The organism is Kribbella pratensis (genome assembly GCF_004366075.1).
Classification (GTDB): domain Bacteria; phylum Actinomycetota; class Actinomycetes; order Propionibacteriales; family Kribbellaceae; genus Kribbella; species Kribbella pratensis.
Window position 1 is genome coordinate 47,321 of record NZ_SODU01000004.1, and the last position, 13,018, is coordinate 60,338.

At 67.9% G+C, this 13,018-nt stretch carries 9 protein-coding genes; 8 read left to right on the forward strand and 1 reads right to left on the reverse strand.

Features of this window, described 5'->3' with window-relative positions:
- The first annotated feature begins 122 nt into the window (after positions 1-122).
- The 7 genes from EV137_RS32750 to EV137_RS32780 all read left to right on the forward strand — a co-directional run bounded on the left by EV137_RS32750 (position 123) and on the right by EV137_RS32780 (position 7,801).
- Positions 123-1,055 (forward strand): ROK family protein, encoded by a 933-nt coding sequence (locus EV137_RS32750; protein ID WP_134005274.1) that lies wholly within the window; start codon positions 123-125, stop codon positions 1,053-1,055.
- 32 nt (positions 1,056-1,087) lie between these two features.
- On the forward strand, positions 1,088-2,803 hold the full coding sequence (locus tag EV137_RS32755) for an ABC transporter substrate-binding protein (protein ID WP_134132042.1): 1,716 nt from the start codon (positions 1,088-1,090) through the stop codon (positions 2,801-2,803).
- 29 nt (positions 2,804-2,832) lie between these two features.
- Positions 2,833-3,852 (forward strand): ABC transporter permease, encoded by a 1,020-nt coding sequence (locus tag EV137_RS32760; RefSeq protein ID WP_238175721.1) that lies wholly within the window; start codon positions 2,833-2,835, stop codon positions 3,850-3,852.
- A 3-nt stretch (positions 3,853-3,855) separates the two neighbouring features.
- Positions 3,856-4,782, forward strand: a complete 927-nt coding sequence (locus tag EV137_RS32765) for an ABC transporter permease (RefSeq protein WP_134005280.1) — start codon at positions 3,856-3,858, stop codon at positions 4,780-4,782.
- The gene (locus tag EV137_RS32770; RefSeq protein ID WP_238175722.1) at positions 4,769-5,755 is read left to right on the forward strand and encodes an ABC transporter ATP-binding protein; all 987 of its coding nucleotides are present in this window, start codon (positions 4,769-4,771) and stop codon (positions 5,753-5,755) included. The genes EV137_RS32765 and EV137_RS32770 overlap by 14 nt, the downstream gene beginning before the upstream one ends.
- Positions 5,752-6,777: an ABC transporter ATP-binding protein gene (locus tag EV137_RS32775; protein WP_238175723.1), complete on the forward strand. Its 1,026-nt coding sequence runs from the start codon at positions 5,752-5,754 to the stop codon at positions 6,775-6,777. The genes EV137_RS32770 and EV137_RS32775 overlap by 4 nt, the downstream gene beginning before the upstream one ends.
- Before the next feature lie 76 nt (positions 6,778-6,853).
- The gene (locus tag EV137_RS32780) at positions 6,854-7,801 is read left to right on the forward strand and encodes a phosphotransferase family protein (RefSeq protein WP_134132044.1); all 948 of its coding nucleotides are present in this window, start codon (positions 6,854-6,856) and stop codon (positions 7,799-7,801) included.
- On the opposite strand, the gene EV137_RS32785 is transcribed toward EV137_RS32780, so the two are convergent.
- Entirely contained in the window at positions 7,794-11,414 is a 3,621-nt protein-coding gene (locus EV137_RS32785) for a GH116 family glycosyl hydrolase (protein ID WP_134132045.1), read from the reverse strand. The genes EV137_RS32780 and EV137_RS32785 overlap by 8 nt on opposite strands.
- A gap of 160 nt (positions 11,415-11,574) precedes the next feature.
- On the opposite strand from EV137_RS32785, the gene EV137_RS32790 reads away from it, so the two are divergent.
- Positions 11,575-12,948: an MFS transporter gene (locus EV137_RS32790; protein ID WP_134132046.1), complete on the forward strand. Its 1,374-nt coding sequence runs from the start codon at positions 11,575-11,577 to the stop codon at positions 12,946-12,948.
- Positions 12,949-13,018: the final 70 nt, after the last annotated feature.

A 13,018-nucleotide genomic window follows, 5' to 3' on the forward strand; every position in this document is an offset into this window, starting at 1 on the left:
CCCTCGCTCGCTAACAACTCGGACAACTCGGCCAACAAGTTCTGGCGATCCCTTGTGGTGCCGCTGATAGTTAAGTTAGTTTCCTATCGATTCTATTGGTCGGCGCGAGGAGGTGCCACCCCGTGGTTTCCACACCGGTCGTCCTCGGGCTGGACTTCGGCGGCACGAAGATCGCCGTCGCCGTCGGGGACCTCACCGGTCGCCGCCTCGGCGCGACGACCATCGACAGCCGGGACGGCGCCGGCGCCGCGGAGGCGATGAGCCGTTGCCTGACAGCGGCCCGCGAACTCCTCGCGGAGGTCGCGCCGGATCACGAACTGGCCGGTGTCGGCGCGGCGACGCTCGGCATCCCGTACGACGACCGCGTGGAACTGGCTCCGACCTTTCCCGGCTGGGGCGAGCTCCCCTTCGGCCGGTTGATCCGGGACGCGTTCCCCGGCGTACCGGTGCGGCTGGCGACCGACGTCAAGGCGGCCGCGGCGGCCGAGTTGCGCTGGGGTGCGCTGGCCGGTTGCGACCCGGGGCTCTACGTCAATCTCGGCACCGGTCTCGCGGTCGCGATCGTTGCCGGCGGCACCGTGATCACCGGCGCGCACGGCGCGTCCGGCGAGATCGGCTACAACCTGCGCTCCCCCGCCGACGTGTACGTCGCCGGTGACGGGCGCACGATCCTGGAACACGTCGTCAGCGGCCAGGCGCTCGAGACCACCGGGACCGCCCGGCTCGGGCGACCGGTCACGGCCGCCGACGTCTTCACGATGGCGCGCACCCACCCGGACGCCGCCGTCCTCACCGACCAATTCGTCCGGGAGCTGGCCACCCACCTCGCCAACCTGGCCATCGCCGTCGATCCGTCCCGGATCGTCGTCGGCGGCGGGCTGGTCCGGTCCTGGGACCAGCTCGAACCCGGCCTGCGTCGCGCCCTCGACGCGGCCGTCCCGTTTCCGCCGGAGCTCTCGGTGGCACGGTTTCCCACGGACGCACCGCTGATCGGGGCGCTCGCCCTCGGCGTCGAGGCCGCAGGAGTCGACCTCGGCGCCGAAGCATTCGCATGAGCAGGATTTCCAGTAGTGAAAGGCAGAAGACGATGAGGGGCATCAAACGCATCGCCGTCGCCGCTGTGGCGGTCGGCGCACTGACCGCCGGGTGCGGCGGGGGTGACAAGCCGATCGGGAACGCGGCGTCGTCCAACCCGTCGTCGTCGAGCAGTAGCGGCGGCGGAAGCACCGGCGAGCACAAGAAGGGCGGCACCGTCACGATCGCCAACGTCGGCGGGCAGACCTGGCCGTGCCAGTTCAACCCGTTCAACCCGGCGGTCAACCAGGTCGCGCTCGGTTTCGTCTACGAGCCGCTGACGTTCGTGAACGTGCTCAAGGCCGGCGCCACCACGCCGATGCTGGCCACCGCCTTCACCTGGTCGCCGAAGAAGGACTCGATCGACTTCACCATCCGCGACGGCGTGAAGTGGAGCGACGGGCAGCCGTTCACCGCCGACGACGTCGTCTACACCTTCACCCGGATGAAGGAGCAGCCCGCGCTCGACCTGTACTCGCTGTGGACCGGCGCCGGGCTGACCAGCGTGTCGGCCGCCGGCAACAAGGTCACGCTGAAGTTCAAAGCCGCGGCCGAGCCGTACTTCTTCAACTTCGCCGGCCAGGTCGGCATCGTGCCCAAGCACATCTGGTCGGCCGGCGAGGCCGCCTCGAAGCCGGCCACCTGGACCAACCCCAAGCCGGTCGGGACCGGGCCGTTCACGGTCGAGTCCTGCAGCGGCAACAACATCTCGTACGTCGCCAACGGCAACTACTGGCAGCCGGGCAAGCCGTACGTCGAGAAGGTCCAGTACCCGGCGTACCTGGACAACAACCCCGCCAACCTCGACCTGGCCAGCGGCAAGGCGCAGTGGGGCGGTCAGTACATCCCGAACATCGACAACTTCTACAAGGCGAAGTCGCCGGAGAACAACTACTGGTTCCCGCCGACCGCGAACGTCGCCCTGGTCCCGAACAACGACCCGTCCCGTCCGGCGACCAGCAAGCTCGAGGTCCGGCAGGCGATCGCGTACGCACTCGACCGCGAACAGATCTCCAAGATCGGTGAGAGCGGGTACCAGCCGGCCGCGAACCAGACCGGTGTCGTCACGCCGACGTTCGACAAGTACTTCGACAAGGACGCACTGACGGCAGCCGGGTACGACAAACCGAACCCGGACAAGGCCAAGCAACTCCTGCAGACCGCAGGGTACTCCGAGTCGAACCCACTGAAGCTGAACGTCATCACGGTCACCGGCTACACCGACTGGGACGCGTCGCTGGCGGTCGTGAAGCAGCAACTGGCGAAGGTCGGGATCGAGCTGACGATCCAGGACCTGCAGCAGCAGTCGTACAACCAGAAGCTGTACACCGGTGACTACGACCTCGCGTACTCCAGCCTGTCCGGCGGGCCGTCGCCGTACTACGAGCTGCGGCAGCTGCTGTACTCGAAGAACTCCGCGCCGATCGGCAAGCAGGCGAACAGCAACTACTCGCGGTACATGAAGCCCGAGGTGGACAAGTTGTTCGACCAGTACGCGAGCGCGGACCCCGACACGCAGGTCAAGCTGATCAAGCAGATCTCGTCGTACATGATCAAGGACGTGCCGATCATCCCGACCACCGAGTCGGTCGACTGGTACCAGTACAACACCAAGGATCTGGACGGCTGGCCGACCCAGGACGACCCGTACGCGCAGCCCGCGCCGTACAACATCCCGGACGTCGGTCAGGTCCTGACGAACCTGTACTCGAAGTCCGCCCAGAAGTAAGTCTGCGTAGAACTGAGGACTGGCGAAGCGTGCACGAGGAGCTGGTGGGAGTGCGATACCTGATACGACGCCTCGGGTTCTTCGTGCTCACGCTGTGGGCGGCGATGACGCTGAACTTCTTCATCCCGCGGATGATGCCGGGCAGCCCCGAGGAAGCACTGCGGCAACGGCTGAGCAAGGGCGGCGCGGTGGTGACGCCCGAGCAGCTGCGTACCGTGCTGGCCGAGTTCGGCTTCGATCCGGACAAGAACATCTTCCTGCAGTACGGCGAGTACCTGAGGTCGATGGTGACCGGGCACTGGGGTGTCTCGATCGGCAGCAGTCTCGGCGTACCGGTGACGACGCTGATCGGCGACGCGTTGCCGTGGACGCTCGGGCTGGTCGGCCTCTCGACCGTGCTCGCGTTCGTCCTCGGCACCCTGATCGGTACGGTGGCGGGCTGGCGCCGCGGCGGCCTGATCGACGGGATCGTGCCGCCGGTGTTCATCGTCACCTCGGCGCTGCCGTACTTCTGGGTGGCGCTGCTGCTGATCTCACTGTTCGCGATCGGCAACAACCCGGTGCTGCCGAACGACTTCAACTACGACCAGAGCCTGACGCCCGGGTTCACCGGTGAGTTCATCTGGAGCGTGATCAAGCACGGCATCCTGCCGGCCGGCACGATCCTGATCACCGCGGTCGGCGGCTGGATCCTCACGATGCGGAACAACATGGTGACCACGCTCGCCGAGGACTACGTCCGGATGGCCCGCGCGAAGGGCATCCCGGGCCGCAGGATCATGTTCGGGTACGCCGGCCGGAACGCGTTCCTGCCGAACCTGTCCGGGTTCGCGATGTCGCTCGGTTTCGTGATCTCCGGAACGATCCTGGTCGAGTACGTCTTCAACTACCCGGGTCTCGGCTACATGTTCTACAACGCCACGGTGAGCACCGACTATCCGTTGCTCCAGGCCCTGTTCCTGCTGGTGACACTGGCGGTGCTGATCTGTGTCCTGCTCTGCGACTTCGCGGTGTTCCTGCTCGACCCGCGCGCCCGGACGAAGGGGTAACCGATGAGCGCAATCGTTGCCGGCACGGCCGCCCCGACGCCGAGCGTGACTCGCCGTCCGCGCGGTGGTTTGCTGCGGGCGATCCTGCGGAACCGCAAGGCGATGGTCGGTGCGGCGCTGCTGCTCCTGTTCATCTTGCTCGCGGCGTTTCCGCAGCTGTTCACACCCGGGCTGCACGGCGATCCGCGCGCGATCGGCGACGTACCGCTGGCGAAACCGTCCGGCGAGCACTGGCTCGGTACGACGGGTCTCGGCCAGGACGTGTACGCCGAGCTGATCTACAGCACCCGGGAGTCGCTGGTGATCGCGGTCGTCGCCGGTCTCGGCGCCACGATCCTCTCGGTGATCATCGGCGTCTCCGCGGCGTACCTCGGCGGGTTCGCGGACGACGGGTTGTCGATGCTGACGGACATCTTCCTGGTGCTCCCGACGTTCCCGCTGATCATCGTGCTGGCGACGTACGCCGGCAAAGGCAACCTGACCGTGATCATCATCGTGCTGATCCTGACCGGGTGGTCGTACGGGGCCAGACAGATGCGGGCACAGGCGCTGTCCCTGCGGAACCGGGACTTCCTGGAGTCGGCGCGGGTCCGTGGCGAGCGATCGTCGTACATCATCGTCGTCGAGGTGCTGCCGACGATGATCTCGCTGATCGTCGCGAACTTCCTCGGCGCGGCGCTGTACTCCGTGCTCACCGCCGCCGGCCTGCAGTTCCTCGGGCTCGGCGATCCCAACTCACTCAGCTGGGGCACGATGCTCTACTGGGCGCAGAACCAGGGCGCCCTGGTGAACGGCCTGCCCGCGTGGGCGCTCTCACCGGGTCTCGCGGTCGCGCTCCTCGGTGTGTCGTTCGCCCTGCTCAACTATGCGTTCGACGAGATCAGCAACCCCGCGCTACGGCCGGTTCGGAGGCGACGTGCCAAGTCTTGAGGGCCAGCCACTTCTCGAGGTCCGGGACCTGACGGTCGAGTACGACACCGGGGACCGCCCGGTCGTCGCGGTCGACCACGTGGATCTCGACGTCCATGCCGGTGAGTTCGTCGGCGTGGTCGGCGAGTCCGGGTGCGGCAAGTCGACGCTGCTGTTCGCGATCGCGCAGCTGCTCAGCTCGCCGGCCGCGATCACCGGCGGCAGCGTCACGTTCCAGGGACAGAACCTGGTGACGATGAACGAGAAGAAACTGTCCGCGTTGCGCTGGCGCGACTTCTCGGTCGTGATGCAGAGCGCGATGAACGCGCTCAACCCGGTGAAGAGCATCGGCGCGCAGTTCCGGGACACGATCATGGCGCACGACGAGCCGGTCGCCGACGAACGGCCGGCCGAGGTACTGCGGCTGGTCGGCATCGACCCGATCCACCTTCGCAGTTACCCGCACCAGTTGAGCGGCGGCATGCGGCAGCGGGCGATGATCGCGATGGCCCTGCTGTTCACGCCGGACCTGATCATCATGGACGAGCCGACGTCCGCGCTCGACGTGGTCGCGCAACGCTCGCTGATGGTGCAGATCAAGGAACTGCAGAAGCAGCTCGGGTTCGCGGTCATCTTCGTCACGCACGACATGTCGCTGGTCAGTCACTTCTCGGACAAGCTGGTGGTGATGTACGCCGGGCAGGTCGTCGAGTTCGGCGACACGCGCGCGGTGTTCGACCATCCGGAGCATCCGTACAGCGCCGGGCTGCTGGACGCGTTCCCGTCGATCCGCGGTCCCAAGGTGCCGTTGACGGGGATCCCGGGCAGTCCGCCGAACCTGGCCGATCCGCCGCCGGGCTGCCGGTTCCAGCCGCGCTGCCCGAAGGCGTTCGAGGACTGCCCGAAGATCGCACCGGAGCTCTACCAGGTGGGCGCCGTCCAGGCGCGCTGCCTGCTGCATGTCAAGGAACCGGTCCGGGAGCGCACATCATGACGTCGGTGGACATGGAAGAGGCCGGCGTGGACACCGCCGGTGCACCGTTGCTCGAGGCAAAGGAACTGACTCGGCACTTCCGGGTCGGGCGCGGGTTCTCGCGGCAGATGCTGCACGCGGTCGACGAGGTGAACTTCACGATCGGGCAGCAGGAGATCGTCGCGCTGGCCGGTGAGAGCGGGAGCGGCAAGAGTACGATCGCGCGGCTGCTGGCGGGGGTCTACAAGCCGACGAGCGGCGAGATCTTCTACCAGGGCCGGGCGATGTCGACGTACCGCTCCCGGAAGGACCAGTTGTCCTATCGGGGCGACGTACCGATGGTGTTCCAGGATCCGTTCTCGTCGCTGAACCCGGCGTTCCGGGTGAAGCACGGAGTCCTGCGGAGCCTGAAGCTGCACCGGCGGGACCTGACGACGAAGGCGCAACGCTTCGAGGAGGCGGAGCGGGTCATCGAGGCCGTCGGCCTGTCGCCGGCCGGCGACGTCATGCATCGGTACCCGTACGAGCTGAGCGGTGGCCAACGGCAACGGATCGGGTTCGCGCAGGCGCTCGCGCACAAGCCGAAACTGATCCTCGCCGACGAACCGGTGTCGATGCTCGACGTGTCGATCCGGATCGGCCTGCTGAACCTGATGGCGGAGCTGCGGGAGTCGCAGGGCGTCTCGTTCCTCTACATCACCCACGACATCGCGAGCGCGCGGTACGTCGCCGACCGGTTGATGATCATGTACGCCGGCCACGTCGTCGAGACCGGTCCGACCGAGTCGGTCCTGCAGAACCCGAAGCACCCGTACACGGACCTGCTCCTCGGCGCCGTCCCCGATCCGCGGGCGCCGCTGAACACCGGCATCGAAGGCGACACCGGCGAACCGCCGAAGGTCATCGACCCCGCACCCGGCTGCCGTTTCCGCTGGCGCTGCCCACTCGCCGTGGACCGCTGCCACGTGGAGACACCACTCCTTCGCGTCCTCGGCAAGAACCACCAGGCTGCCTGCCACGTCGCGGAGCCCGACACGGACTGACGCAGCCGTCGCTGCCTCCGGCGGTCAGTTGGAAAACCCGTATCGCCGCGAGCCCCTGACGAATAGGCTCGCGCTCATGACCGACGGCGACTGGAGGGACAACGGGTTCAGACAACGTCGGCCCTCCGTGGAGACTCTCGCCTGGGTCGCGGCGTCGATGGGTCGAGGCAGTCGCGTCGTTGGCTATCGCCGAATGACCGGTGGCGTCTGCTCCGCCGTACATCGGCTGACTGTCGAGCGACGTGGAATACGAACGTTCGTCGTACTGCGGCAGTACCCCGGCGGGCTTGGCCTGCAGGAGCCCTTGGAGCAGGAGATCGCCAACCTTGGTGTGGTGGCGGGAAGCGGGCTCCCGGTTCCGAGCATCCTGGCTGCTGACGTCGCCGGTGCTTCGACGGGAGGCGCGCCATCGTTGCTGATGACACGGTTGCCGGGGCATGTTCACCTCAATCCGGCCGAACCTCGGTCGTGGCTGACGAGGATCGCGGAGCTTGCTGTACAGCTGCATGCCCTCGATCTTCCCGCGAAGACCTTCAGACCTTGGACGGATTCTTGGATCGCCCCTCGGGACGGGTTTCAGGTGCCGGTCGACGCACAGAAGCCGGCTGTATGGAAGGCGGCGTTCGATGTCATGACGGCGCCGCCGCCGGAGGACCCTGCCGTCTTTCTGCACTGCGATCTCCTGCCTGTCAACATGCTGTGGTCGCGCGGGAGAATCACTGGACTCACGGACTGGAACTCAATCCACCGGGGGTCGCGCGCGATCGACATCGGACACTGCCGGCGATACTTGGCGACGCTCTACTCGCCCGAGTGGGCGGAGCAGCTTCGATCGATCTACGAGTCGATCGCCGGGGTGACTCTCGATCCGTGGTGGGACCTGTACGCCCTGCTGCACTATGACGCCAACGCACCGAAGTGGCTCCACGGCCAGGTAGCCGGCCGCCGCCCCGTCGACGTACCCGGCATGACTTCCCGGGTTGAGATCGCTGTCGAGACAGCGCTACGGCGCCTCGCTAGCTGAGGGTTGTGTGCAGGGTTTGGCCGGGTGTGAGGGTTGTCTGGTGGGTCAGGGTGACTACGGCGCGGTTGCCGGTGGCAACTACCTTGGCCGGGATGCGGTCTCGGCCGAGGCGGACTTCGGCCTGGCGTGGTGGCTTGGTGGTTTCGAAGGAGAGGGTGGTGAGGGTCAGCCGGCCGTAGCGGATCTCGAGCGATGCAGACAGGGCGCCAGGGGTACGGCGTTGCTGGTATGAGCCCCAGCCTTCCGCGGCAGTGAAGGCGCAGCGGAAGTTCTCCGGGTGGATGCGTGGCGCGAAGCCGAGGTGGCCCTGGGGGCCGTGGTATTCGTAGCCGCAAGCAGCGAGGTAGACGCCGTAGCCCATCATTGCGCGGGCGTAGTGATCGCTGGCCTCGATCTCGTTGTACGGGTTCCGTTTCTCGGCCGAGTAGCGCTCGTACATCGCACGTGTGACCGCCAGCCCCTCCGACGTCATGCCCTCGGAGAACAGGTGCGCGGCGAACTGGTACTCCTGCCCGGTCCACACCTCGTTGAAGTACATCAGCCCGCGTGTCTCGGACGACCCGCCGTGCGGCCAGGTCGCCATGATCACGCCGCTCTCCCCCTCGGTCGTGTACACCCGCCCGGCCCCGATCCCCGGCGGCCGGTACGTCCCCGGATCGGCCCGGAAGTTCGACTCGTACAACCGCGCCAACGCCGTCCGCGCCTGGTCGGCCGGGAACACCCGAGGCAGGCCGAGTTGGGCCGCGTACGTCTGCCCGTACATCTGGTCGATGAACAACCCGCGGTTGCTGTTCTCGGCCGTCGGATGGGCCGGATCGACCTTCTGCACGTAGTACCCGTACTCCTCGTTCCACAACTTCTCAGACAGGTACGCCGACCCGCGATCGGCGATCGCCGCGTACCTGGCAGCGCTAGCCCCGTCCCCGACCTCGCCCGCCATCGCGGCAGCGGCCCGGAGCGCGGCGACGTACAGGCCGCTGATCCACGGCACCTCGCCGAACCACTCGGTGTCGAGCGTGTTCCACTGACTGCCGCGGAAGATCCCGTCCTCGTCGGCGCCGTCCCGGTGCGTGACCAGGAATTCGACCGCCGTCCGCACCCGGGGCCAGACGCGGCGCAGGAACGTCGAGTCCTTGCTCATCTGGTGTTCGCGATAGATCCGCAGAATCGTTCCGGTCTGCCCGTCGGCGAACGAGGTCGATGCGTCGCCGGCCTCGCCGCGGTTGCCGATCTCGCCACTCGGCCGGAACGCGATCCCGAGATCGACCCGCTCCCGGGTGTCGCGTTCCAGGTCGGGGAACAGCCGGCCGATCGCCTGCGCGTAGTTCCAGACATGCTCGCAGGTGCCGGCGCAGCAGTACGTTCCCTCCCAGGCGTAGAAGCGCCCGTCGTCCCAGCGATAGCACGTACTCGTCGCGATCGTGGACGCCGTCGCGAGAGTCCGTTCGAGGAACCAGTGCGGCAGCGACGAGTCGTCGTACCAGGTCTTCGCCCACAGCTTCGTGTCGCGCTCGAGACGGTCCGCGCGCTTGCCGACGTACTCGACGACCTCGCGGGCCGACGAGAAGCGGGTCGCGTAGTGCCGGCGGAAGGTCGAGGCGCCGACGAGCTCGGCGAACAGCTCACGTTCGGGGTTCGGGAAGAACCAGCCGTACGCGAACCGGACCGTCCGCGACTCCCCCGGACGCAAGGTCACCGTCACGGCGACTGTTCCGGCCTGCGGACTGTCCGAATCACCCGGACCGGTCGCCGAGTCGAAGAGCGCATCGACCGAGGACCAGTCCGCGATCGACGGCCGCGCGACCCCACCCGGCGTCAACGCGGCCAGCGCGAACGTGCCGCCGTCGGGACGGTCCGCCACGGGCTGCCGGCGGATCGGCCGGTCGCTGAACAGGATCCGGTCCACGTTCACGTGACCCCAGCCGCCGGTGTTGTTGTCGACGATCTGGATCCGCGCCGTGCGGCCGGCGAACGCACCCACATCCATCGACACCGCGGTGAGCGGTTCGATGTCGGTCCCCGTCGCCGAGGCCACGACCTGCCCGTCGACCACGACGTTCAGGCAGGTCTCGCCCTTGTGGTGCCCGCCGCCGACCCACGCCGTGACGAACCGGCGCTCGATGACGAACTCCCGGCTGGTCAACGAGCCCGTGTACCGGTCCGGGTCGCTGGTGCCGCGGAAGTTGTACGACGTGACGAACCGCCCGCTCACGTTCAGCTCGGTCCGCACCCCGAACGCTCTCCGGAACCCGTCAGGCGTCTCGGCCGCGGTCACCGGGCCCGCGCCGAAGGCATCACCCGTCACGGTCCAGCCGTCGTACGTCGGCTTGTCCCAGGTCTCGAACACGATGTCCGGCCGATCCGTGAACACGATCGCGTCGCAGCTCAGGTGCCCCCACGCGCCGGTGCTCGCGTCGACGATCTCGATCCGCGCCGTCCGCCCCCGGTACGCCGCCAGATCCAGCATCTGCGGGACCAACGGCTCGCTCTCGTCACCCGTCGCCGACGCCACGACCTGCCCGTCGACGACCACGTTCACGCACGTCTCGCCGGGATGACGGCCCCCGCTCATTCCGACCGCGACGTACCGGCGCTCGACGGTGAACTCCCGGCTCGTCAGTTTCCCGGTCGACCCGTCGTTCGTGCCGCCGCGGAAGTCGTACGACGTGACGAACCGCGTGCCCGACACATTCAGGTCGCCGAATCGCTTCATCAGATTCGGTACGTCGAGGGGCCGCACGGGGCCCGCACCGAACGCGTCACCGGTGACGGTCCACCCGTCGTACGTGTCCTTCTCCCAGTCCTCGAAGAGGATGTCGCCCTGCTCCGCGGTGGTGTCGTCGATCGCCCCGAACTGGATCCCGCCGGTGAAGGCCCGCGCCTGCAGCGTTGTGGGTTGCTGGAGACGGCTGTTGATGCAGACCGGGTTCTCGGCGTACCCGAGCAGTGTCGCGCGAACTGCCGCGGACGACGTGTTCCGCAGCGTGAACGCCATGATCGTGGTGGGCAGCGTCGAGTCCGGCGTGGCGAGCGGGACGAACGGCGAGAAGGCCTCCAGCTGGACCGACACCGGGCTGTCCGGGTCGGCGTACGCGACCCGGCCGATCGGGTACGAACCGGTGAACCGCACGTCCTTGAAGCCGGCCGCGTCAACGGAACGCGTGGTGGTCCGGCCGTGAGCGGTCGTGCGGAGCGCGAAACCCTGGCCGAACTGCGACGCGCCCGGCTGGTCGGCGGAGAGCGGGAAGGCGTAGTTGTGCCCGGAGAAGTCGGCGCCGCCGAGCGGGAACGAGGTCGGGTTGAAGATGTCCCAGGCCCACAGCCGCCCGTCGCCGGCCAGATACACCTGTCCCGTCGTACCACCGCCGACCGGCATTCCGATCTTGGGCAGTGCGGCACCGGTGTACGTCGTGGGCGTACCGCGATCGAACAGCACCGCGGGATCGCGCCGCGGCGGTGCCGCTAGCGCTGCCAGCGCCTGGCCCGGGACGGCCATGGCACCGACCGCGGCGGCGCTCAGGGAGATGAAGGTACGGCGGCTCAGGTGCGCCCGGGGACAGTCGCCGGCACAGGATCGGTTCGCGCAACCGGGCGGCAGTTCATGCGTCGTCATTCGGTTCTCCTAAGCGAGGGCGGTGCGGGAGAAGTTCAGCGAGGACGGTGCGGGAGAAATCGATTTCCGACACCGTAGCCAGCACCCGCCCCGAGGTCAACGGGTCCCGCCGGCCGAGATACTGTTCGACGTACATCGAACAACGTCGTAAGGTGGTGGCATGCCTCTCGAGCACCGCCGGTCGGTCGTCGCGCTCGCGCTGATCGCCTCGTTCATGGTCTTCGTCGACAGCACGATCGTGAACGTCACCCTCGCCCAGCTCGCGACCCACCTGCAGGCGTCCCGCGCCGAGCTCGAGTGGTCGCTGAACGCCTACACCTTGTCGTTCGCCGCGCTGATGCTCGGCGCCGGGGCGATCGCCGACACCCTCGGCGCGAAGCGCGCGTTCCTCACCGGGCTGCTCGTCTTCACCGTCTCGTCGGCGGTCTGTGCGACCGCCGGTTCGATGCTGATGCTGAACCTCGCCCGGCTCGTCCAGGGCGCGGGCTCCGCCCTCCTGCTGCCCAGCGCCCTCGTCCTCGCGACCGCGTCCGCGACCGACGAACACGCTCGCCATCGCCTGGTCAGCTGGTGGGCCGCGGCCGGCGGCGCCGGGATGGCCGCCGGTCCCCTGCTCGGCGGCGGTCTCGTCGCGCTCGCGAACTGGCGAGCCGTCTTCGCGGTCAATCTGGTGATCGGCATCCCCGCCGCGATCTGGGCACTGCGTTCGATGCCTGCCGTGGTTCGACGTATGCGACGACTTGATCTGGCCGGGATGGGAACGGCGACCGCGTTCATCGGCGGGCTGGTGTTCGCCTTGATCGAGGCACCGGCACGCGGCTGGCGTGATCCCGCGGTGCTCGGCGCGGTCGCACTGACCGTGGCCGGCCTCGTCGCCTTCATCGTGATCGAGCGTTCCGTCCGGGCACCGCTGCTCCCACTCAAGCTGTACGGCGAACGCGGCTTCGCGACTGCCGCACTTCAGGGCACGTTGCTCAATTTCGCCTTCTACGGCGTGCTGTTCTCGATGAGCCTGCTGCTCCAGCAAGGACGCCACCTCAGCGCACTCGTCACCGGATTGCTCTTCCTGCCGTTGACCGGCCTGATCTCGATCGCCAACCTCGGCTCAGCGCCGCTCGCCCGTCGCCTCGGCCGACCGGCGGTCCTCGCGATCGGCCAGGCGGTCCTGACGCTGGCGCTGCTGGCGCTCGCCTGGGCCAGTACGTCGTCCGTGGTCTGGCCGATGGTGCTCGCGCTGATTCCGATCGGATTCAGCTCCGGGCTGCTCGTCCCGACGATGACCGCGCAGTCCATCGCCGCGGTCGAACCCGACCTGCACGGCGCCGCCTCGGCCGCGTTCAACACGTCCCGCCAGATCGGCGGAGCGATCGGCGTCGCGACGTTCGGCCCGCTGCTCGGCACCGCGCACAACCTCGCCGGCGGTTTCGTCACCTGCGCGATCGTCGCCGCCGCCGCGAGCATCGCGGGTCTGTGCGTGACCGCCTTCGGCCGCCGTACGCCGGTCCTCGTACCTTCGGCGGCCTGCGATTCGTGATCCGCCTGCAACCACGGCCGGGTTGAAGGGTGTTTCACTCAGGCAGGTAGCTTTCCTGGGGCAGGGGTGG

Bases quoted from the DNA above. Each gene is read 5' to 3' on its own strand.
- EV137_RS32755 (WP_134132042.1), top strand. From the start codon at position 1,088: ATGAGGGGCATCAAACGCATCGCCGTCGCCGCTGTGGCGGTCGGCGCA.
- EV137_RS32765 (WP_134005280.1), top strand. From the start codon at position 3,856: ATGAGCGCAATCGTTGCCGGCACGGCCGCCCCGACGCCGAGCGTGACT.
- EV137_RS32775 (WP_238175723.1), top strand. From the start codon at position 5,752: ATGACGTCGGTGGACATGGAAGAGGCCGGCGTGGACACCGCCGGTGCA.
- EV137_RS32780 (WP_134132044.1), top strand. From the start codon at position 6,854: ATGACCGACGGCGACTGGAGGGACAACGGGTTCAGACAACGTCGGCCC.
- EV137_RS32785 (WP_134132045.1), bottom strand. From the start codon at position 11,414: ATGACGACGCATGAACTGCCGCCCGGTTGCGCGAACCGATCCTGTGCC.
- EV137_RS32790 (WP_134132046.1), top strand. From the start codon at position 11,575: ATGCCTCTCGAGCACCGCCGGTCGGTCGTCGCGCTCGCGCTGATCGCC.